Raw genomic sequence first — 22,208 nt, forward strand, 5'->3', positions numbered from 1 at the left:
CATACCAATATATTATCTTTCAAACTCTATGCAAATATACTAACATATTCACATAATCTCATTATATAAGTTTCATAGAAAAAATAATAGAAGTGAATTTATTCAAAACGCAGATAAAAACACTATAGATAATTCTGAATTACTGGACATACTAAAATCAGAAAAAAAAATAGATTCCAAAGATGCTATTGCAATTTACGTTAATCATCAAAACAATAATTCTATACAAAATAAAATTGATATTTATTCAAGCGTAGAGTCTCAAAATAAGTCTTCAAATAATATAAATTATCAAGATATAAATGATTTATATAAACAAAATAACAGAAGTGAATTTATGCAAAATGTAAATTCAAGTAAAGAACCTTTATACTTCTAAATAATGTTTTATACAATAGATTATCAATCTATCCAAATATTTACATCTTTGCCTTTTTCCCTAATTTGATTGGCTCTTTTTGTTAAATACCTTTGAAATTCTGCTTCTTTTATATAGGCTTTACTAACTACATAATCTACGATACTTTGAATATGAAATTTTTTAAAACTGGCTTCAATACGTATTATTTCTTTGCCTTTGTTATCAAAAAATATAATACTTGGGTTATAGGTGATATTTAGTTTCTCTACCCAATCTTTTGTATGCATTATAATTTTAGAAGGTGTTACAAGAGCTGTATTATCATTCATATCAACAAATCTTATATCAATGTTTTTTAGAAGTTTTTGTATGACAGTATCTTCAAGAAATAAAGTATGCAGTTTTTTACATTCAAGGCAATTTTCATACTCAAAAAATATTACAAGCGCTTTACTGTTTTTATCTCTTCGAAAGTTCTTAGAAGTATTAATAAAAAGTTTACTTTTCATGCTGCTTTCTGAAAGGCTTTTTTTACTGTATTTTTGTACATAGTTCTTAAAACTAAGTATATTTTTTTCTTTGTTTTTAATATAATCAAGCGCTAGGTTAAATTTCTTAAGAGGTATATATCCATTTAGTCTTAATATTTCTTCATTTTTTTCATTAAAAAAGAGTAAGGTAGGAGTAAATTGTATTTTATATTTTTTTGCAAAACTTTTTTCACTGTATGTTTCTCCATCAAGATAATTTATTTCTTTATCCCCAAACATATTGACATCAACAATTGAAAAGTGTTTCTGTATTTTCTCTTTTGTTTTTTTATCTTCTAAGTTATAAGTAATAAATTTATTACAATAAGGGCAGTCTTTTTGATGCACAAATATAATAATACGTTTATTTTCTAAGGCTTGTTCTTCAATATCATCTTTGATATCCAAAAAACTATCCAAAAACCAAGAGGGTATATGAACATCTTTCGCTCCATAAAACTTACCTTCATTTTTTTCTTGGGCTATTAACAATGTAAAGCAAAAAAGCAAAATAAATAGAAGGTTCTGAGCTTTCATAAACGCTCCTTTAAATATAAAATAAAACACTATAATAAAGAATAGTCTTCTACACTTAAAAATAAATTGATTTTTTGTTTAATATTAATACTTAAACAAAAGACGAAAAGGGTATAAAATACAGCTAAAAAATATTAATTATGTTTATTACTTTGAATAATAATCTTTAAATGCTTTTATTACTTTTTGAAGATCTTTTTTTGTAATATCTCTGTGTGTAACTAAACGCAGTTTTCCATAACCAGAAATTAAAATATTCTTTTTACTTAAATAAGTAAGTAATTTTTGTGAGTTTTTAACTTCAATAAATAACATATTAGTATCATTTGAAATTATTTTTATATCTTTTATTTTTTTTAATTCTTTTTTTAATTCTTTGGCATTTTTATGGTCTTTTTTTAAATCATTAATATTATGTTCAAGTGCGTATAAACCAGCAGCAGCTAAATATCCTGCTTGTCTCATTCCTCCACCTAACATTTTTCTGTATTTTCTTGCTTCTTCTATAAAAGATTTGGAACCCACCAATAAAGAGCCCACAGGAGCTCCTAGCCCTTTCGATAAACAAATAGATATAGAATCTGCATATTGTGTTATTTCACTTATTTTTACATCTAAATGTACAGCTGCATTAAATACCCTTGCACCATCTATATGTAAAAGTAAATTGTTTTCTTTTGCAAAAGTTTTGGCTTTTTTTAAATAAGACAAAGATAGAACTTTTCCATCATGGGTATTTTCCAAACATATTATTTTACTTTGTGCATAATGTGAATCTTTGGGTTTTATTGTTTCTTTTATTTTTTTCAAAGCTAAAGAACCATCTTTTTTAAAATCTAAGGGTTGGGGCTGAATGCTAGCTAATACAGCAGCACCTCCTGCTTCATATTTATAAATATGTGCTTCTTGTCCACAAATATACTCTTCACCTCTTTTACAGTGAGATAAGAGGGCTAAAAGATTGGCTTGGGTGCCTGAGCTTGTAAAAAGAGCTGCTTCTTTGTTGGTAAGTTTGGCTATTGTTTTTTCCAAAAGATTTACACTTGGATCTTCACCATATACATCATCTCCTACACTAGCTTTCAACATAGCTTCTTTCATTTTTAAACATGGAATTGTAAACGTATCGCTTCGTAAATCAATTGTTTTTTTCATGATTAGCCTATTTATTTTATTTCACATTTTTCTTTGTATTGTTTTATAATAAATTCATCTTGAATTTTTGTGATATCGACTTTATTTGCTGTACAAATATATTCTTTTTCTTCTTTTTTAATAATATACGTAAACTCATATACAAAATGTTTATTTGAGCTTAAAACTTTATTGTTTAGTAGTTTACTTGAGAGTTTTAATATTTCTATATTATTCTTTTTTAAATACTGTTCTTTAAATAATGTAGGCAGAGCTTTTTCTTTTGTACTTTCAAAAACAATATATGAAATAAACAATAATGATAAAAGACCTACATAAATTTGCTGTTCTTTTTTTCCAAATTTATTGTTGATTTTATAGATTATAATTGCTAATACGATTAAAATGAGTACAGATATGAGTAAAATTTGCATGGTATTTCCTATTTTTTATTTAATTTGTTTTTAAAATCTTTGGCACTTAGATATTTTGTTTTTTTAACAGGACTGGCTAAAAATTCGTCCTCTAGCTCATTTGTTTTGTTACTTGTTTTTTTTGCATAGGCTTTAGAGCTTAAGTATTTATTTGGATTTATTTTTTCTTTTAAAGAAGAATAACTTTCTTTAGTAGCACTTATTACCTCTGTGTTTTCTATAAGTTTTTTATCCATCTTTTTAAGAAGTTCTAATACTTTTTTAAGATTCTGTATTTTTACATTTAATATGATTTTTTCTATGATTAATCCTTAGTATAAATCAATGAGCGATTGTACATGTTTTGAGGTTCCAAAATCTTCATCTATGTTTATTGCTATTTTTTTGAAATCAACACCCGATATGGTTTTTAAAGAACTTAATATTTCTTTTTTACCTTTTACCAGTTCTTTTGATTTAATTCCGTGTGAAATAGATAAAGAAGCTTCAACAAAAGCAGAAAGTTTATCACATTGTTTAAGTGCTAAACCATCAATGGCATTGTATTTGTCTTCATTGTAAGCATCAAGATCTTTCACTACTTCTATTTTATCTACGTTTATTTTATTTAAAAACTCATCTTTAATGCCATCATATAAACCAAGTAAATAAGAAAACTCACTGTGCAAAAATGCTGGAATATTGGGAAGAATTTTTTCATTGATTTTAATAATTTCGTATTCCGAAATAATTTCAGATAATTCATCTACAGAGTATTTAACGGGAGATATAATATCTCTTGTTAGGGCTTCTGGGAAATCATGAAATAAAGAAACAAAAAAGTTATTCTGCAAACGTTTGTCACAGGCTTTTATTTCTCTTGAGTAAAAATAAGAAAAAATAGCAACAGTTAACATATGACCTAAAACAGAAGTTTCGGGAACTCTAGGCGTTTGAGCCCAACGTTTTTGAAAACGTAAACGTCCACTTAAATCAACAATTTTCGCCAGTTTTTTATTAAGAGCAATTTTTCTTACCCCAATTAATTCATAATAGTCTTCCAGCTCTTCTTCAACAGAAATTTTAAGCTCTTCTATATCACTCAAAAACTGGCTGGTTTGATAAACAATAGCAAATTCCCATTTTGTAGCTAAATAAGAAGCTGCTTTTAATATAAAGCGCTCTTTTTTATACATAGAATCATCATGCAAATAATTTTCAAATTTTTTAAGAAATTCTCCATCATCAATATCTATTAAACATGGAGATAGTTTAGTAATAACCCAGGCATTAATTTCTTTTGCTTTTTTTTGTAAAGCATTTCTAAAAACATCGGGTCTTATATCTGTAACTACTGTTCTTCGTAAAAACTCAAAAATACCTGCTTCAATTAAGTGGGTATAATTAATATCTTTCTCAAACTTTGCAATAAAAAAAGCAATAATAAATTTGTGGGCTTGTTTATCAAGTTCTACTAGTTCGACCATACGTGGATAATCATTCCATCTTTGAATGGATGCAGAAGCAAAAATATGATCAATGAGTCTTGCATTAATCATTTTTATCCTTTTTTTCTTTGTTCTCATCCCCTGTATAAATCATTTTTTTACCCAATAACATTAAAGCAACTACGATTCCAACAACAACGTAAGCAATCCATGGTTCTCTCATCTTAGTCCTTTAAAATGAATTATGCTCTACAAGATTGATATAAAGCGTTGATTTTTTCTACTCTGCCTTCGTGACGTCCCATTGCAAAAGATGTTTTGTCCCATGTTTTTATAATAGTTTCAAGAATTCCAAGTCCAGATACTCTCTCCCCTAAACAAATTACATTGGCATCATTGTGTTCTCTTGCCATTTGTGCTGAGTATTCATTATGGCATAAAGCAGCTCTAATACCATCAAATTTATTAGCAGCCATAGACATTCCAATACCTGAACCACAAATTAAAATTCCTTTAGAATCTTTATCTTTTAATACTTCTTTGCACAGTTTTTCTGCAAAATCAGGATAATCAACACGGTCTTTGTTTACAGGACCTAAATCAATTACTTCATGACCCAGATTCTCAAACATCTCTTTTACTATGCTTTTAAAATCAACACCAGCATGATCGGCTGCTATAAAGTATTTCATTAGTATATTCCTTCTTCATGTTTTATTTTTTGTGTTTTACCTATCATGTCTTTTTCTATGTTGCTTGGGCTTCTAAACATTCGATCCCATCTGATTTTGTAATTTTTGTCCCATGAAAAATAAATAAACCAAGGTTTTCCTATAATATATTTGTATTTAACAGTACCCCAGAATCTTGAATCATTTGAATGGTCTCTGTTATCACCCATCATAAAATATTCATCTTTAGGAATTTCTAAAGGCATCATATTAAACAATGGCCCTAATCTTGCATCATTGTAAACAACACTTGGGTCATTATGAATACCTGGATGTTCTTTTTTATAAGGATTAATTAACCACAGTTTATCATTCCATAAAGTATATTCTGATTTTTTATAATTTTCTTTTACAAAATCATTTCCTTCATGTGGGTGAAGATATAAGACTTTATCTTGCAGAGCTACTAAATCTCCTCCTACCGCTACCGCTCTTTTAACATAATGAATTTGGGGATCATTTGGATATAAAAAAACAACAATATCTCCACGTTTAGGACCCTTAGCTTCAATTAAATGCCCATTACCATTAAAATCAGGCAGTAAAGTAAAAGAAGGAAGTCCTAAAATACCCGGAGTTTTAGGTAAAGGAATACCATAAGAGAACTTTTTAACAAAAAGCATATCTCCAATTAAGAGAGTATTTTTCATAGAACCAGAAGGAATTACAAAAGCTTGAGCAACAAAAAAGATAATAGTTAAAACGATTACAATGGTTCCAGTCCACGTAGAAGACCAATTAAAGATTTTTCTAAACATCTAATCTGTCTTTTCGCACTTTTGCAGCTTTAAGAGTATTTTTTAATAACATAGCAATAGTCATAGGTCCTACTCCTCCAGGTACTGGTGTAATGTAAGAACATTTTTTACTTACATTTTCATAATCTACATCCCCAACAAGCTTACCATCTTCTAGACGGTTGATTCCAATATCAACAATAATTACGCCTTCTTTAACCATATCTTTAGTAATTAAATTAACAACCCCAACCCCAACACAAATAATATCAGCTAAAAGCGTATGTTCTTTTAAGTTTTTTGTATCAATATTACAAGTAGTAACGGTTGCATGTTCGTTTAAAAGCAAAGTCCCCATTGGTTTTCCAACAATATTTGAAGCGCCAATAACACAAACATTTTGTCCTTTTATTTTAATATCATATTCTTTTAATAATTCCATTACCCCATAAGGAGTTGCTGGTATAAAAGCATCCAGTTTTGTAGTTACTCTACCAATATTATAGGCATGAAAACCATCTACGTCTTTTCTTGGATCAATGGCTTCTAAAATGGCAGTAGTATCTACATGTTTAGGTAAGGGAAGTTGAACCAAAATACCATCAATATTTGGATTTAAATTCATCATATGAACAGTATCTAAAATATTGGCTTGTGTAATAGTAGAAGGCATTTCATGTACAACAGAATAAATTCCTGCTTTTCTACACGCTTTGCTTTTCATACCAACATAAGCAGCACTTGCAGGATCCGCTCCTACTAATAATACAGCTAAACCTGGAGTAATTTGTTCACTTTTTTGAAGTGCATTTACTTCATTTCTGACTTCATCTTTAATTTTATTAGATAACGCTTTTCCATCTAGAATAATCATTGTGTTTTGGCCTTTTGATTTACTTTTTATTTTAATTCCTATTTCTTGGCTATAATAGCCAAAAGTCATTTATATAAAGGTTAAGGTTGAAGCTTTGTTTATTATTTATTTTAAGTACTTTTTTATTAAGTGATGAATTAGATACTTCTTTTATTACCAAATATGAATATGGTGCAATGTTGTATAAAAACCCAAGAGGAATTGGGTGCATTAAATGCCATAAGGGTGCTTCAAAAGAAGTAGTTCTTGCAATATATTTGGACAAAAATGACCAAGAACAACAAATAATTGTTCCCGCAATTAATAAACTCTCTTTTGTCGACTTTAAAAAAGTCTTACAAGCAAAAAAAAGTGAATCTTTGATCATGCCTACGTATTTTTTAACCAATGACGAAATTGCATCTATCTTTTTTTATATTAAAAATATAAAAAAACAGTAGTTCTTACGTCTTTTCCCATAATTCAACTAACTCTTAGTATCTTTTAAGTATCATGCGCCACTAATTTAAAACAAAAGGATTAATATGTTAGAGGGTATCGTAAGAGATAGTATGCATAGACTAGCAACTAAACAACTGAGAAAAGATGGTTATTTAATTGCTAATATTTATGGTAAAGGTTTAGAAAATATTTCTGCAGCTTTTAAAAGAAATGAATTTATTAAAGCTTTAAGAGCTAAAGAAAATATTGTATTTGAAGTAAGTGTTGCAGGAACTGTATACAAAGTGGTTGTTAAAGAATATCAAAAACATCCAATGACTTCAGATTTATTACATGTTGATTTAATGGTTGCTCAACCTGGTGTTAGAACTAATTATTCAGTACCAGTTACAACGTCAGGAACTCCTATTGGATTGAAAAATAAAGGTTTATTTATTGTTCATAAAAAAAGAATTCCTGTTAAATGTACTGTTGAAAACTTACCAGAAGTATTCAATTTAGAAGTATCTGCTTTAGATAATGGTCATTCAATCTTAGTTAGAGATATGAAAATGCCAGCTAATGTTGATTGTTATTTAGATCCTAGAGTTCCAGTTGTAGGTGTTATTAACGCAAAATAATGTTTTTAATAACAGGCCTTGGAAACCCAGGTAGTAAGTACGAACTTACAAGACATAATATAGGTTTTTTAGTTATTGATGAAATAACTAAAAACCTAAGTCTTAAAACAACTATCAATAAATCAAATTTTATAGCCCAACTTATAAAATCTTCAAATTCACTTTTTGCAAAACCACAAACATTTATGAATAATTCAGGACAAAGTATAGAAGCTATTGCCTCTTATTATAATATTGTAAATGAAGATATTATTGTTATTCATGATGATATTGATTTACCTTTTGGAACGGTTAAGTTTAAAATAGGTGGTGGACATGGTGGGCACAATGGATTACGATCTTTAGATGCACATATTGGAAAAGAATATATTCGTATTAGAGTAGGGGTTGGAAAACCAGCTAATAAAATTGATGTTGCTAATTATGTTTTATCTAATTTTTCAAAAGTAGAATTAAATACTTTAGAGGATATAATAGTTCATATTATCAAAGCTATTGAGGCTATAAAAACATTGCCTTTAGTGGAAGTAAAATCCAAATTCACAATGAAGTAAAATGAGCTTAATAACACAATATATTTTAACAAAATTTTTAAAAAACTTTTTCATTATTTTGGTTTCTTTAGAACTATTTTTTGTAGGTTTAGATTTTTTACAAAATTTTAAAAAACTCCCAGAATCTGCTAATTTACAACTGCTGTATTTATTATATAATGGTTTTTTCACCCTAACACTTACTCTTCCATTATCCTTAGTTTTTGCATGGATACTTACTTTAGTAGTATTTATTAAATCCAATGAATTGGTGGCATTCTATTCTTTAGGTACTAAAGAAAAATATATTTATCAACCCATTATGCGTGTGTCATTTTTTTTATTAAGTATTTTATTTTTATTACAAGCAACTCCTTTAGCTTATTCTTATGAACAAAAAGGAAAAATTGTTAAAAATGAATATTTTACAAATTCTAAAGCAGATATTTTTTTAAAGTATAATGATTATTTTGTGTATTTTAAAAAACTATACCCCTTAGAAAAAAAAGCCATAGGAATACATATTTATAAACTTCAAGGAAGAGATATTGTTGAAAGTATAGTGGCTGAGCGTGCCTATTTTCAAAATAATAAATGGTATGTATTGGATGCAAAAATACTAAGTAAACCTCTTAATATTGATTGGAAAAGTTCAAAAATCGAAGTAAGATATGAGAAGTTTTTGCATACTCTTGAAGGTTTTAAACCAAAAATTCTTGATAATGTATATGAATCAAAATCAAAATTTTCTATTTTAGATGCTTTAAGTGCTTTGGTTTTATTAAAAGAACAAGATATAAGTACTCTAAAAGTACGGGCTTCTTTATATTATGAAGTGGTTGGTATATTTTTTGTAATGCCTTTACTTTTATTGGTTTTTTCTTTTGCAAAAGCAAATGCAAGAACCTTCTCTTTTACTGCATTTACTACTTTTAGTATTTTTGGGACCTTAATTGTTTGGGGAATCTTCTTTATGTTGCATAAACTTACCTTTGGAGGTATTTTATTGCCTGAACTTTCAATTCTTTTGCCCTTTTTTCTCTGGATAATTTTAGCATATTTTATTTTCTATAAAAATACTTCAAGTAATTAAAGTATTTCATTTTAATTACAGACAATTCAACTTTTTATAATTAATAATTTCATATACTTTCTTTAAGAATTTAAAATGATATTATAATGTATTTTGGAGAACTATGAACAGTGATCATAAAAAAGCCTATGGTTTATGTATTTATAAAATAAGTAAAAAAAGTATAAAAGTACTTTTATGTAAGGGTGTTACAAGTAAAGATTCTTGGGGATTTTTAAAAGGTGTAGTACTTAAGAATGAAGAAGAAAAAACCTGTGCGCAAAGAGAAGTGGAAGAAGAAAGCTCTCTTTATGTAAAAAAACAATATTTTGAAGAATATTTTGAACAGTTAAATGAAGAAAAAGATGTAGGGATTTGGTTGGTTGAATCGTCTTGTATTGTAGATATGGATGATAAATTTATTGATGATAAACTATTAGATAATTTTTTATCCTGGGAAAATCAAAAAGTAAAATTCTTTTCTTTAGATGATTTACCTTTAATAAGGGATAAACAAATGTACATAATGAGAGATATTAGGGATTTTTTGCAAAATAAGCATTAACTCCATTTGCAATTCCTCTTGCCATCTTTTTTTGATAATCTCTGGAGTACAAACGTTTACTCTCAAGAGGATGAGAAATATATCCAATTTCTACCAATATAGATGGCATTTGAGCCCCTACCAGGACCCAAAAGGGACCTTCTCTTACTCCACTATCATTTACTTTGTTATATGATTTTCTTACGTTATATAAGATATTTTTTTGTACATCAATGGCAAGCTTTTGAGATGCTGTGATTTTACTTCTGTTTAAAACGGTTAAAAATGAATTCTTAGATGAATAATTCATTTTCCTTAAATCTGAGCGATTTTCTTTTGCTGCAACTCTTTTGGCTCTTTCACTTCTTGCGGGACTTAAAAAGAAAGTCTCAATTCCACTTATTCTATGTGCTTTACTTTTGGGAACAGAATTTGCATGTACTGAGATAAATATATCCGCTTTTTTTCTATTTGCAAGAACAGTTCTATTATTAACTTTTATAAACTTATCTTTATTTCTTGTAAGATAAACTTTATAGCCTTCTTGTTTTAAATAAGTGTAGAGATATTTTGATACTTTTAAAACGCTGTGTTTTTCATATCGTTTATAAGGACCTACTGCACCTGAATCTTTCCCTCCATGTCCTGCATCTATAACAATGACTTTGTTTTTGTTAATATAGTATTTGTTTTTTATAATCTTAGAAATACCTGGACTTACTCGTGTTAATGATAGATTGTGTATTTTTATAATTATAGATCTTTTATTAAAAATATAAGTAGTTTTTAGATTTTTTTTATGAGATAAAACAATTCTTAGAACATCTTTTTGATTCTGAGCTATACTAATTCTATCAATTCCTTTGATATTTAGTTTACTGGGTTTTGCATCTTTAAAATTCCCTTTAATATCAAATACATCTTTTGAAAGTTTTTTATAATGCAATTCAAAAAATGTCAAATACTTATTGGTAATATTTTTGTTAAATAAGATAACTATAGTATTGTTTTTTGTATAAACAGATTTTATGCTGTAGCTTGATTTACTGTATTTTTGTATTTTTTTTGCAGGTTTTTTTATAGGAGATTTTTTAAGATTTGTTTTTTTAACAGAAGTTTTTTTTGTATTGATTTTTTTCAGTTCATTTTGGTACTTAGTGGTATTGTATTGCAGTTTTTTACCAACAAATATAAGCTCTTTGAGGTATTTTTCTTCTTTTTTAATATCTGAACTTAAAACTGCCCTTAAATAGGACATTTTTAAATTAGAATATTTATAGCTTAGGTTGGATGCCAGTAGATTAGTACTGGCAAATAATAATATTAGAAGAATAAAACTTCGTAAAATTTATTCTCCTTTGGTGAGTTTTTCCATAAGTTCTGCTACAGAAATGATTTTATCAATTTTATAACCATTTGCTCCTGTAAAAAATAGTCCAGTTTCTTCATCGCCATTATAAGCAGATGATAATCTATCTGCAATACAATAACCTACTGCTTTTGCTTCAACCCCTCTATGACAAGGTGCAACACAGTTAGAAATACAAACTACTTTAGGAGCTGTTCCTTCTTCAATTGAGAATTGCAATTGTGTTTTAACACCACGTGCTGGTAAACCAACAGGAGATTTAAAAAGTTTAATATCGTCTGCTTTTGCATTTAAAAGTATTTTCTTAAAATTTGCATGAGCATCACATTCATACGTTGCAATAAAACGTGTTGCCATTTGAACACCCGTACAGCCCATAGCAAGGTATTTATCAATATCATCTTTGTTCCAAATACCACCTGCTGCAATAATAGGCATAGAACCCCAATTTTTTGCTTCTTCAATAACGGGACCAATGATATTTTCAAGTTGAAATTCTTCTTGAAAACATTGTTCATAAGAAAAACCTTGATGTCCTCCACTTAAAGGACCTTCAACAATAACAGCATCAGGAAGTTTATTATAACGCTTCCATTTTCTACAAATTAATTTTAAAGCTCGTGCTGATGAAACGATAGGTATTAACGCAACATCAGGATAATCTTTTGTAAATTCTGGCATATTAGTAGGAAGACCAGCTCCCGTAATAATCATATTTGCTCCTGCCTCACAGGCATCTGTAACTGTTCTTCCATAATCGTTGGATGCATACAGTACATTACATGCTATAGGAGCATCTCCACATATTTTTCTTGCATTACGAATAATTGCTGTTAAACCTTCTTTTGAATAAAAGTTTAATGCATCTTTTGGTTTACCACGTACTAGTTTTTCAGCATAAGCTCTGTCTTCATAATAACCAGTTCCAACAGCAGATATTACACCAAGCCCACCTTCTTTACTTACCGTACCAGCTAACTGATCCCAGCTTACACCGACACCCATTCCACCTTGGAATATAGGATGTTTTATTTCATATTTACCTATTTTCAAAATTAGCCCTTTATTATAATTCTAGCGAAACTTTTTTTACCTTTTTGTAAAATGTACTCGCCTTTTTCTAAATTTAATTTCTCATCAGAGATTTTTTTCTGATTTAAAGAAACTGCATTGGCTTTAACATCACGTCTTGCTTGAGATGTAGATTTAACCAAATTACTGTCTACTAATACTTGACAAATCCATGCTCCATGTTCAAAAGTGAATTCAGCCATTTCGCTAGGAATATCTTTTTTCGTAAATATTTTTTCAAATTCTTCTTTTGCTTTTAGACCACTTCCTTCTCCGTGATACTTTTCAACCAGTTCCATAGCTAAATCTTCTTTGACTTTTTTAGGATGCAAACTTTTGTTTTTCACGCCCACTTGTAAATCTTTTATTTCTTGAATAGATTTTTGTGACAACAATTCATAAAATCGCCACATTAATTCATCCGATACAGACAGTATTTTTCCAAACATATCATTTGCTTCATCTGTAACGCCTATATAATTGTTTAAGGATTTAGACATTTTATTAACCCCATCTAAACCTTCTAAAATTGGCATCATTAATACTGCTTGCTGTTTTTTACAATTATAGGCTTTTTGCAAGGTTCTTCCCATTAGTAAATTAAACTTCTGATCCGTACCTCCAATCTCAATATCGGTATTCATAGCAACAGAATCATAACCTTGTAATAAAGGATACATAAATTCACTTACGGCTATTGGTGCTTGTTTAGCATAACGTTTTGAAAAATCATCTCTTTCTAACATTCTAGCAACAGTAAGGTTGGATGCAAGATTAATAATTCCCCCTGCACCTAATTCTTTTAGCCATTTTGAATTAAACATTACTTGTGTTTTTTCTGGATCCAGTATTTTAAATACTTGTTCTTTATAAGATTCTGCATTTTCTAATACTTGTTCTTCACTTAATACTTTTCTGGTTTCGCTTTTCCCTGTTGGGTCGCCAATAGTTGCAGTAAAATCTCCAATTAAAAATTGAACAATTCCTCCAAATTTTTGGAATGTAGCTAATTTTTGTATTAAAACAGTATGTCCTAAGTGTAAATCTGGAGCAGTTGGATCAAAACCTGCTTTTACATAATAGTTTTTACCTGTTTCATAAAATTGTTTTATTAGTTTTTCAATTCGTTCAAAATCAATGATTTCAAAAGAACCTCTTTTAATTTCAGCTAACGCTTCTTTTATTTTATTTTCCATATAACCTCTTTTAATAAGTGTGATATTATACTATGTAATCATTAAACTGATATTATGTTTAAACAATTCGTAATTTGCTACATCTATGCGTTGCTTTAGTATTTATAAAAACTACATAAAATAGTATTAAAGTAATAAAATGTCAATTATTTGTATGCATCTTTTTTAGAGAAAAAATCAATTACTTTTGATTTTTTTTCAATAAAACTTCTTACTTTTTCAATATTAGGGTCATTGATTTCAAATTCAATATCACAGTATTGTCTGTAAGAATGTTTTTCTCTTCCATACTCTATAGATAAAATATAAAGATCATATTTAGACATATAACTTAATAATTTGGCTAACTCGCCTTTATTATTAGGTAAAGAAACCAGCATTTTATACGTATAATAGGTATCACCCATCCATTGCGCGTATAACATTTGATCTTTATTTTTTATTTTATTGTAGGCTTTATCACACATTTTATGATGAATAATTGCTTTTGTACCTTCTTTAAAAGTAACAATACCATCTCCAATTTTTGGATGACAGCAGTGATCAAATTCTATACTAGAAATTGTAAAGTTTGAAGTAAGCAAAACATTATCAAATTTATAGGCTTTTAAATTTGAGGTAAACATCTTAAACATTGTTACAAAACCCGCTTTTTTATTAATATTTTTTTCAATGGTTTTTTTAACATTTTTTAAATAAGACAAATCAAGTGGAATTTTCTGTAAAGAACTTACTGGATACGCTTCTATTATATTTTCTTTGTATCGTGAAAAAATAGTATTAATTATATTAGCACCTGTTAATTCATCTAATTCTTTTTCTCTATGTGAACATAAAATTTTAATTTGTTTTTTTGCTCTGCTAGTTATAACCATATCTACCCATGAACATCTGGGAATATCATGATCAAGCGTTTTAATCGAAACAATATCAGAACTGTGTAGTTCTGTTAAAAGAGGTTTTTTAACCTTATTTATATAACATTCACTGGCTTTATTTCCAACATCAGTATGAATCATATAAGCATAATCATAAGCAGTTGAACCTCTTGGAAGGGTGAAAATTCCACCTTTAGGTGAATAAACTACTATTTCTTCAGAAAAAAACTCTTGTTTGGCTTCATGATAAAACTCTTCTACATTTTCATTTGAGTATTCAAGTGATTTAAGCCAGTTTAAATTTGGACCTTTTTTATTTCCACCTTTATATTTCCAATGCGCAGCAATTCCATATTCTGCAACTTTATTCATATCAAAGGTTCGTATTTGTACTTCATGAATTTTAGAATTATAAAAAACAGTGGTATGAATGGTTTGATAACCATTTTCTTTAGGTGTTGAAACATAATCTTTAAAACGTGCAATTAGAGGTCTGTATTCAAGGTGCATAAAACCCATTATTTTATAACAGTCAATTTCATTTTCAACCATAATTCTTATTGCTAAAAGGTCTAATACTTCATCAATATTGACACCTTTTCTTTGCATTTTTAAATAAATAGAATAATAATGTTTAATTCTTGATTTGATTACAATTTTACCGTCTTCATAACCATTTTTTTCCAATAGTTTTTTAGTAGAAGATATAAATTCATTAAAAGTAACCGTTATTTTATGGGCATGTTCTTGAATGAAATCATCAATTTTTTTGTATTCTTTGGGATAAATATATAAAAAAGACAAATCTTCAAGGGCATTTTTGATAGAAGAAATACCAAGTCTGTGTGCAATTGGGACATAAACTACCATAGTTTCTTCAGCAATTCGAAGTTGTTTTTCAGGACTTAAAGCTTCAAGGGTTAACATATTATGCAATCTATCACATAATTTTACAACTAAAACTCGTGGATCATCAATAGAAGCTATCAACATTTTTCTAAAAGTAAGTGCGGAGGACATAAGTTTTGTATTAGTAGATGAAGGAATAAGTTCATGTTCTCTTATTTCATCAATTTTGGTTAAACCATCAACCATATGAGCAATTTCATCGCCCCATTGATTTCGTACGAAATCCAGATTGTATTTTGTATCTTCAACCACATCATGCATTAAAGCAGTTGCTACTATATCTTCATCATTAGAATAATTAGCAGCTATACAGGCTACTAAGATTGGGTGAATAATATAAGGTTGTCCACTTTTTCTTTTTTGCCCTTCATGGGCTTTTATTGAAAATTTGAGAATCTCTTTAAGTTTTGGGCTTAATTCTATTTGTTCTTCTAAGGCTTTAAGTGCATCATCAATTGTAGAGATAAGCCCAATTTTTTTGATAAATGCATCCACGTTCTAAGCCTTAGTATTAAATTTAGATATTAATTGAAATTATTTTTTGTCAACTAATCCATCAATTACTAATAAACCAGTAGCTATTTCATCAATTGCTATATCAGTATATTTCATGTTTAAAGTATTTTTTTCTAATAAAGGTTTAGCACCTTTGCTTAATTCATCTGCTCTTTGACCTACAGCTAATGCTAAGATATATCTGTCATTGTCAACTTTTTCTAATGCATTTGAAATTCTTTCTTCTAGTCTCATATTAATCCTTTAATTTTTTACTACAGAACACTTAGAATAATCACCTTGGATGATTTTCAATAAGTTTCCTTTTTCATTCATATTCATAACCACAATTGGAAGATTATTTTCTTTTGCTAATGCAATAGCTGTATCATCCATAACTTTTATATTGTCTTCTAATGCTTGATCATACGATACCACATCTAATTTAACAGCATCATTATATTTCATTGGATCTTTATTATAAATTCCATCTACTTTGGTAGCTTTTATTAACATACACGCACCAATTTCATTTGCACGTAAAGTAGCAGCTGTATCTGTTGTAAAATAAGGATTACCAGTTCCTGCTGCAAAAATAACCACTCGACCTTTTTCTAAGTGTCTTTGCGCTCTTTTTACAATAAAAGATTCTGCAATTTGTTCCATTTTTATAGCTGTTTGTAATCTTGCTTTTAAACCAATATGCTCTAATGCCTCTTGCATAGCAACGCCATTTATAACAGTTGCTAACATACCCATATAATCCGCACTTGTTCTCTTAATAACACCATCAGCAGCAGCAGTAACACCTCTAATAATATTTCCACCACCAATAACTATCCCAACTTGGATGCCATTGTCAACTAATTCTTTAATTTCTTCTGATATATAATTTAATATTTTTGTATCAATACCATATCCTGCATCGCCTGCGAGTGCTTCACCTGAAAATTTAACAAGTACTCTTTTATTATTCATAGGTATCCTTATAATAATTTTGCAATAATAGCAAAATTAAGATAAAGCCTTAATTAAGCAAAATAAGATTTATGTTTTACTGTACTGCCCATTCATAAAAAGGCAAAACTTGGATGTCTAAATTTTCAACCGTAAAATGTTCTGTATTTCCAATCGTTATAATAAATACTTCTTTTAAATCATACTTTTTAATAATAAGAGAGAGCTTTTTTTGCAGATTTTTAATTAAAAAAGGATTGAAAAAAGGAATAGATAAAATTACAGAGTTATTTTGTGGTAAATAAAAATCAATATTATCTAAATAATATATTTGTTTATAACGCGTGAATAATTCTAAAAAAATCATATTTGAGAATTCATTTTTGAATTTTTTATTATGTGAAATAGCAGGTAAAAATGCATGATTGTAGGAATAAAGTTTTTTAACTGCTTTTTCTTGTCCGTATTTTTCTACAAAAAATATTAAAAGATTATCTTCATATTTTTTACAATATTCATAAAATTTATCTTTTGAGATTTTGTATTCTTTTTTCATTACTAAATAGAGTTGATAAATAGATTTTTTTTCATCAATATTTGAAAATAAAAGTTTTAAAATATTAATTTCTGTTTCATTTTTCGCATAAAGTTTAAGTATATTTTGAAGATTTTGTTCTTTTGAAAACTCTTCAGTATGAATAAGTTGTGGAATATTCCCAAATTTTAAAAACTGATTAAAAGCCCCTGTTGTATTTTGATGTTTGTGCTCATGCAATAAATACTCTTCAAAATCCAATGGCATTAAAAATAAACTTTTATAATTTTTATATTGTGTTTTTACAGCACTTGTAATAATAATGCTTTCGCAAACAGGTAGTTCAAAATCAAAATTAAAATTTTCCAATACAAGTATTTTTATTTTATTTTCTGTAAGAAAAATGTCCAAATCATTTTTATTTATTTGAGTATTTTTAAAATTCTCAAAGTCAATATATAAATAAGAACTTTCTATTTTTGTGCTTAAATAATCATATATAAGAAAACTTTTTCCTGCTTTTGGAGGACCTATTAATAAAGTATAATTGTCTTTTATTCTTGTTTTTCTCTCTAAAAAATTAACTTTTGAGAAGTTTAATTCATAACAAGCTTCCAGCGTTTTCATTTATCTTATAGCTTCTTTTACAGCATTGATATAAGATTTGCTGTTTATTTTTTTGTTTTTATACGCAATATCAAAAGCAGTTCCATGATCTACTGAAGTTCTTTTGATGGGTAAGTTTAATGATATATTAATACTTTCATCAAAATACAGAGCTTTTAAAGGAATTAATCCTTGGTCATGATACATAGCAACATAATAAGTGAAGTTCGCTCTATTAGATGGAGAGAAAGCAGTATCTGGAACTAAGGGTCCTTTAAATACTTCTTTTTTAAGTATAAGATTTGCTTTTTTTATGGCTTTTATTATGTACTTTTCTTCATTTCCTAAAACACCATTATCACTTGCATGTGGATTTAATGCTAATACGGCGATATTATCACTTTTTACACATTCATAAAAATTAAGTAAAAAAGTTAATATTTTTTTTGTTTTAATTTCTTTTATAACATCTTTTAATGACATATGTTCTGTATACAAAGATACAAACATTTTTTCGCAACCCAACATCATAATAGCATTTTGTCCAAATATATCTCTTAATACTTCTGTATGACCTTTATACGTAATACCTGCTTTGTTCCAGGATTCTTTATTAATAGGTAAAGTTACTAATGCATGGGTTTTTTTGTTTTTGCTAAGGCTAATAGCATCTAAAAAAGAAACATAAGAATATAATCCCGCTTTTTTAGATACACAGGAGGGTTTTATTTTAAATTCCCCCTTGCTTTCATGTAAAACAAAATTATCAGGAATAGGAATATTTAACAAAAAACTTGCTTGTTCTAACATTTTTTTATTAATACAGTAAATGGGTTGGCATAAGTTTGATATTATTTCATGTTGCGATAAAATAATTTGTATACCAATTCCATTTAAATCTCCAACTGAAATTGCAATTTTCTTTTTAACACTTTCCATAATTACTCTTTTATGCTTGGCTTTTTATAAGTTCTTTCATATCAATAATTGCTTTGTGCAAACCAGAAAATACAGAACGTGCTATTATGCTTTGCCCAATATTTAGTTCTTCAATATAAGCGATGTTTGAAATCTCTTGTACATTTTGATAGTTTAATCCATGTCCAGCTGCTACTTTTAGTTCTAATTTATGTGCTTGTTTAGAAGCTTTTATTATAGAATTAATTGATTTTTGAAGTCTGATTTTTAAATCATTTCTTGGAAGTTCTAATTCTTTTATACTGTGATGCGAATTGGCTAAGTTTCCATGTAACATGGCATAAATATTTGCAAAACTTCCCGTATGCAACTCAATCCATTCTACTAATAACTCTTCTGATAATTGTATCATTTCTTTACTAGGATCAATAAATAAAGAAACTTCGATTTCATGTTCATGTAAGGTTTTGATGGCTTTTTTAATTTTAACAAAGTTACTTTTTAAATCCAATCCACCTTCAGTGGTCACTTCTTCTCTGTTTTCAGGAACTAAGGTTACACGTGCTGGTTTTAAATCACAAGCTATGTTTATAATATCTTCATTTATTGAGCATTCTAAATTTACAGGTAAAGTAGAGTGTTTTATAATAGCAGCGGCATCATCATCATGAATATGTCTTCTGTCTTCTCTTAAATGTATCGTTATTTGAGAAGCACCTGCAAATTTACAAATACTTAGCGCATCTAGTGGGTTTGGGTCATTAATAGCTCTTGCTTCTCTTAGTACTGCAATATGATCAATATTTACACCTAGTTCCATTTTTTTCCTTTTCTTTTAAAAATTTATTTAAGATAAATCTTTCAGCGTTGCAATATTTGCAGCAAGTTTATTATGTACTTCTTGGTATTCCATTTCAGGCACAGAATCCGCAACAATACCAGCCCCTGCATGAAAAATGATTGTATCTTTTGTTAAAAATGTGGTTCGTATGGTAATAGCAGAATCCATATTTCCATCAAAACCAAAATACGCAATTGAACCAGAATAAAAGTTCCTTTTTATTCCTTCAAACTTGGCAATTAACTCCATGGCTTTTATTTTAGGAGCCCCTGTCATAGTTCCTGCTGTAAAAGTAGCTTGAAATAAATCAAACATATCGTATTGTGTATCAATTATAGCTTCCACATCAGAAACAATATGCATTACATGAGAATACTTTTCAATACGCATTAAATCACTTACTTTAACACTTCCCGTTTTTGCAACGCGACCTACATCATTTCTACCTAAATCAACCAACATAATATGCTCAGCTCTCTCTTTTGGATCGCTTAAAAGTTCTTTTTCAAGTTCTAAATCTTCTTCAAGCGTTTTTCCTCTTTTTCTTGTACCTGCAATAGGACGTAATAACATATGCCCATCTACTAAACGTATCATTACTTCAGGGCTACTTCCTGCAATTGAAAAATCTTCATATTGCAGAAAAAACAAATAAGGACTTGGGTTTTTTGACCTTAGCGCTCTGTAAAAACTCAAGTGATCTACTTTTGCTTTTTGCGTAAAACGATTTGACATAAGAATCTGAAAAACATCACCGGCTCTGATTCTTTCTTTACACGTAGCTACCATTTCAAAGAATTTTTCTTTAGAAAAAGCAAATTCGCCTTCATTTTGAATGCTGGCTTTTCCTAATGGCGTGAAAGAGTAAGAAGAAGAAAGTTCTGCTTCGATTTTCTCTAAGTCGTTTTCACAAGATTTAACAGACGTAATCATTACAAGTTTTGATGTTTTATGCGAAAATCCCAAAATGATTTTTGGTCGTATCATATCCAAATCAGGAATATTTAATTCATCTTCTAAATCATCCATAAAAGGCTTTAAAGAGGGTTCAAACTCTTTTCCCATATCATAACCCACATTTCCAATAAAACCATCAATTAGACCAATACCTAATTTAGAAGATTGTTCTTTGTAAAACTCTTTATCAAAGTTTTTGTAATAATTTTGTAAAAATTTCAAAGGGTTAGAATCAACTTCTTTTTTTATACCTTCTTCATTTAAAAAATAACTTTTATTTTTAATATGCCAAATACGTTCTCTTGCTCCTATAATAATATAAGAGTAATTTCCTACGCTTGAATTAATAGTACTTTCATAAAGAAATGTAATTTCATTTTCATAAAGTTTTTTAATCTTAGCATAAATAGAAACGGGCGTAAATTGATCTAAAAACAAGGTTTTAGTATATATTTTATTCATTCTTATCTTCTTTGTATTTTATATCTTTATAATCCACGCACCAGAACTTTTTAGTTTGTTTTGAATTGATTTTAAATTGGCTTTTGCATCGTTTCTATTGTTATATGGGCCTACTAATACTTTAGTAAAGGTTTTTCCTTTTACAAGTACTTCATACAATCTGTATTCATATCCTTGTGCAGTGATATTGTTTAAATATTTTAATGAAGGCTGTTTCGTAAAGGATCCTACTTGTACAAAATAACCAGAAGGTTTGCTGACAGGTGCTTTTTTAAGTACTTTTTTAACAACTTTTTTTACTTTTGGAACAAAAACTTTTTCTTCTTTTATTTCCATAATTTCTTTTTTGATTTCTAGTACTTTTTTTACTTCAACTTCATCGATTTTTTTTACCAATTTTATTTCATCGGCTTGTGTTTTTTCAATATTAATAGAGTCATTTAATTTAATGTTTTTGTCTTTAATACTTTGAAGTTTTTGATTAATTATTTTTTGATATTGTTCTTCAATATTATCATTATTAAGTACTTCTTCTTGTGAAATTTCTTCTTGAATAGGTTCTACAAAAGAGTTGTCTGTTGAGTCATTTGAACTTAATAATCTTATAGTTACTATGGTTAATAAAAACAATACTATTAGAATTAAACCCAATACTATGTATTTCTTTTTATTTGCGCTTTGTGTTCTAGGTGCTTGGTTATCTAACATAATATCACCCAGTTCTTTTTCTTCTATATCAATATTATTCATTTCATTTTGAAAAGCAGAACTTTCTTGCATACTTGGATTTGCTCGCTCAATTTCATCTAAACGCTGCTGAATTTGATCTTTTTCCTGTTTGATTTGTACATTCTTAATAAAATTATTACCTTTGATTTCCATAACAAACCTTTATATTTTAATCAAGCAGGTTTCCCTGCTATTGTTTTCTTTAGTACGTACTTTGAGTATAAATTACAAAGTTAGAAGCAAGAACTTTTACTTCTTCTTTAATTTTTTCTTGTAATTTAGTATTTGAAATATCATCTAAAATATCACA

Annotated in this window: 24 protein-coding genes; 5 read left to right on the forward strand and 19 right to left on the reverse strand. The window is 28.3% G+C overall.

All coding sequences use genetic code 11. The features are described 5' to 3' along the window. Nucleotides 1–402 precede the first annotated feature (402 nt). From HRT41_15835 to folD, 8 genes are all read right to left on the reverse strand, one after another. Nucleotides 403–1,428: a thioredoxin fold domain-containing protein gene (locus tag HRT41_15835; GenBank protein ID NQY25490.1), complete on the reverse strand. Its 1,026-nt coding sequence runs from the start codon at nt 1,426–1,428 to the stop codon at nt 403–405. 147 nt (nt 1,429–1,575) lie between these two features. Beyond that, nucleotides 1,576–2,583, reverse strand: a complete 1,008-nt coding sequence (ltaE, locus tag HRT41_15840; protein ID NQY25491.1) for a low-specificity L-threonine aldolase — start codon at nt 2,581–2,583, stop codon at nt 1,576–1,578. An 11-nt stretch (nt 2,584–2,594) separates the two neighbouring features. Continuing rightward, nucleotides 2,595–2,996 carry a hypothetical protein gene (locus HRT41_15845; GenBank protein ID NQY25492.1) on the reverse strand — a complete coding sequence of 134 codons (402 nt, stop codon included), beginning with the start codon at nt 2,994–2,996 and terminating at the stop codon, nt 2,595–2,597. 8 nt (nt 2,997–3,004) lie between these two features. Further along, the gene (locus HRT41_15850) at nt 3,005–3,232 is read right to left on the reverse strand and encodes a hypothetical protein (GenBank protein NQY25493.1); all 228 of its coding nucleotides are present in this window, start codon (nt 3,230–3,232) and stop codon (nt 3,005–3,007) included. Nucleotides 3,233–3,307: 75 nt separating this feature from the next. Further along, a complete protein-coding gene (locus HRT41_15855) occupies nt 3,308–4,534 on the reverse strand; it encodes an HD domain-containing protein (protein ID NQY25494.1) in 1,227 nt (408 codons plus the stop codon). A gap of 131 nt (nt 4,535–4,665) precedes the next feature. Continuing rightward, nucleotides 4,666–5,115 (reverse strand): ribose 5-phosphate isomerase B, encoded by a 450-nt coding sequence (gene rpiB / locus HRT41_15860; GenBank protein NQY25495.1) that lies wholly within the window; start codon nt 5,113–5,115, stop codon nt 4,666–4,668. Further along, nucleotides 5,115–5,912, reverse strand: a complete 798-nt coding sequence (lepB, locus tag HRT41_15865) for a signal peptidase I (GenBank protein ID NQY25496.1) — start codon at nt 5,910–5,912, stop codon at nt 5,115–5,117. Before lepB ends, rpiB begins: the two co-directional genes overlap by 1 nt. Further along, complete coding sequence (gene folD, locus HRT41_15870) at nt 5,905–6,765, reverse strand: bifunctional methylenetetrahydrofolate dehydrogenase/methenyltetrahydrofolate cyclohydrolase FolD (protein NQY25497.1); 861 nt, start codon at nt 6,763–6,765, stop codon at nt 5,905–5,907. Before folD ends, lepB begins: the two co-directional genes overlap by 8 nt. 107 nt (nt 6,766–6,872) lie before the next feature. On the opposite strand from folD, the gene HRT41_15875 reads away from it, so the two are divergent. The 5 genes from HRT41_15875 (at nt 6,873) to HRT41_15895 (ending at nt 9,996) form a co-directional block, all read left to right on the forward strand. After that, the gene (locus HRT41_15875; protein ID NQY25498.1) at nt 6,873–7,205 is read left to right on the forward strand and encodes a cobalamin biosynthesis protein; all 333 of its coding nucleotides are present in this window, start codon (nt 6,873–6,875) and stop codon (nt 7,203–7,205) included. Nucleotides 7,206–7,289: 84 nt separating this feature from the next. Further along, a complete protein-coding gene (locus tag HRT41_15880) occupies nt 7,290–7,826 on the forward strand; it encodes a 50S ribosomal protein L25/general stress protein Ctc (protein NQY25499.1) in 537 nt (178 codons plus the stop codon). Then, the gene (locus HRT41_15885) at nt 7,826–8,380 is read left to right on the forward strand and encodes an aminoacyl-tRNA hydrolase (GenBank protein ID NQY25500.1); all 555 of its coding nucleotides are present in this window, start codon (nt 7,826–7,828) and stop codon (nt 8,378–8,380) included. Before HRT41_15880 ends, HRT41_15885 begins: the two co-directional genes overlap by 1 nt. Nucleotide 8,381: 1 nt before the next feature. Next, a complete protein-coding gene (locus HRT41_15890) occupies nt 8,382–9,452 on the forward strand; it encodes an LptF/LptG family permease (protein NQY25501.1) in 1,071 nt (356 codons plus the stop codon). A gap of 103 nt (nt 9,453–9,555) precedes the next feature. Beyond that, the gene (locus HRT41_15895) at nt 9,556–9,996 is read left to right on the forward strand and encodes an NUDIX domain-containing protein (protein ID NQY25502.1); all 441 of its coding nucleotides are present in this window, start codon (nt 9,556–9,558) and stop codon (nt 9,994–9,996) included. Here HRT41_15895 and HRT41_15900 read toward each other — a convergent pair. From HRT41_15900 to HRT41_15950, 11 genes are all read right to left on the reverse strand, one after another. Continuing rightward, nucleotides 9,968–11,233, reverse strand: coding sequence for an N-acetylmuramoyl-L-alanine amidase (locus tag HRT41_15900; GenBank protein NQY25503.1), 1,266 nt, complete (start codon nt 11,231–11,233; stop codon nt 9,968–9,970). The genes HRT41_15895 and HRT41_15900 overlap by 29 nt on opposite strands. Before the next feature lie 90 nt (nt 11,234–11,323). Beyond that, complete coding sequence (locus tag HRT41_15905; protein NQY25504.1) at nt 11,324–12,397, reverse strand: nitronate monooxygenase; 1,074 nt, start codon at nt 12,395–12,397, stop codon at nt 11,324–11,326. Between the two features lie 2 nt (nt 12,398–12,399). Next, nucleotides 12,400–13,611, reverse strand: coding sequence for a tyrosine--tRNA ligase (locus tag HRT41_15910; GenBank protein ID NQY25505.1), 1,212 nt, complete (start codon nt 13,609–13,611; stop codon nt 12,400–12,402). Nucleotides 13,612–13,757: 146 nt separating this feature from the next. Continuing rightward, nucleotides 13,758–15,893 (reverse strand): bifunctional (p)ppGpp synthetase/guanosine-3',5'-bis(diphosphate) 3'-pyrophosphohydrolase, encoded by a 2,136-nt coding sequence (locus HRT41_15915; GenBank protein NQY25506.1) that lies wholly within the window; start codon nt 15,891–15,893, stop codon nt 13,758–13,760. A 39-nt stretch (nt 15,894–15,932) separates the two neighbouring features. After that, nucleotides 15,933–16,148: a DNA-directed RNA polymerase subunit omega gene (locus HRT41_15920; protein NQY25507.1), complete on the reverse strand. Its 216-nt coding sequence runs from the start codon at nt 16,146–16,148 to the stop codon at nt 15,933–15,935. A gap of 9 nt (nt 16,149–16,157) precedes the next feature. Next, nucleotides 16,158–16,871, reverse strand: coding sequence for a UMP kinase (locus HRT41_15925; protein NQY25508.1), 714 nt, complete (start codon nt 16,869–16,871; stop codon nt 16,158–16,160). 76 nt (nt 16,872–16,947) lie between these two features. After that, complete coding sequence (locus HRT41_15930; GenBank protein ID NQY25509.1) at nt 16,948–18,012, reverse strand: ATP-binding protein; 1,065 nt, start codon at nt 18,010–18,012, stop codon at nt 16,948–16,950. Next, nucleotides 18,013–18,930: a 4-hydroxythreonine-4-phosphate dehydrogenase gene (gene pdxA, locus HRT41_15935; protein NQY25510.1), complete on the reverse strand. Its 918-nt coding sequence runs from the start codon at nt 18,928–18,930 to the stop codon at nt 18,013–18,015. 10 nt (nt 18,931–18,940) lie between these two features. Continuing rightward, nucleotides 18,941–19,729: a pyridoxine 5'-phosphate synthase gene (locus HRT41_15940; GenBank protein ID NQY25511.1), complete on the reverse strand. Its 789-nt coding sequence runs from the start codon at nt 19,727–19,729 to the stop codon at nt 18,941–18,943. Between the two features lie 27 nt (nt 19,730–19,756). Continuing rightward, nucleotides 19,757–21,169: an anthranilate synthase component I family protein gene (locus HRT41_15945; protein NQY25512.1), complete on the reverse strand. Its 1,413-nt coding sequence runs from the start codon at nt 21,167–21,169 to the stop codon at nt 19,757–19,759. A gap of 18 nt (nt 21,170–21,187) precedes the next feature. Then, nucleotides 21,188–22,051: an SPOR domain-containing protein gene (locus HRT41_15950; GenBank protein NQY25513.1), complete on the reverse strand. Its 864-nt coding sequence runs from the start codon at nt 22,049–22,051 to the stop codon at nt 21,188–21,190. Between the last annotated feature and the right edge of the window lie 157 nt (nt 22,052–22,208).

This window comes from Campylobacteraceae bacterium (assembly GCA_013215945.1).
In the GTDB taxonomy this organism is placed as follows: Bacteria; Campylobacterota; Campylobacteria; order Campylobacterales; family Arcobacteraceae; genus NORP36.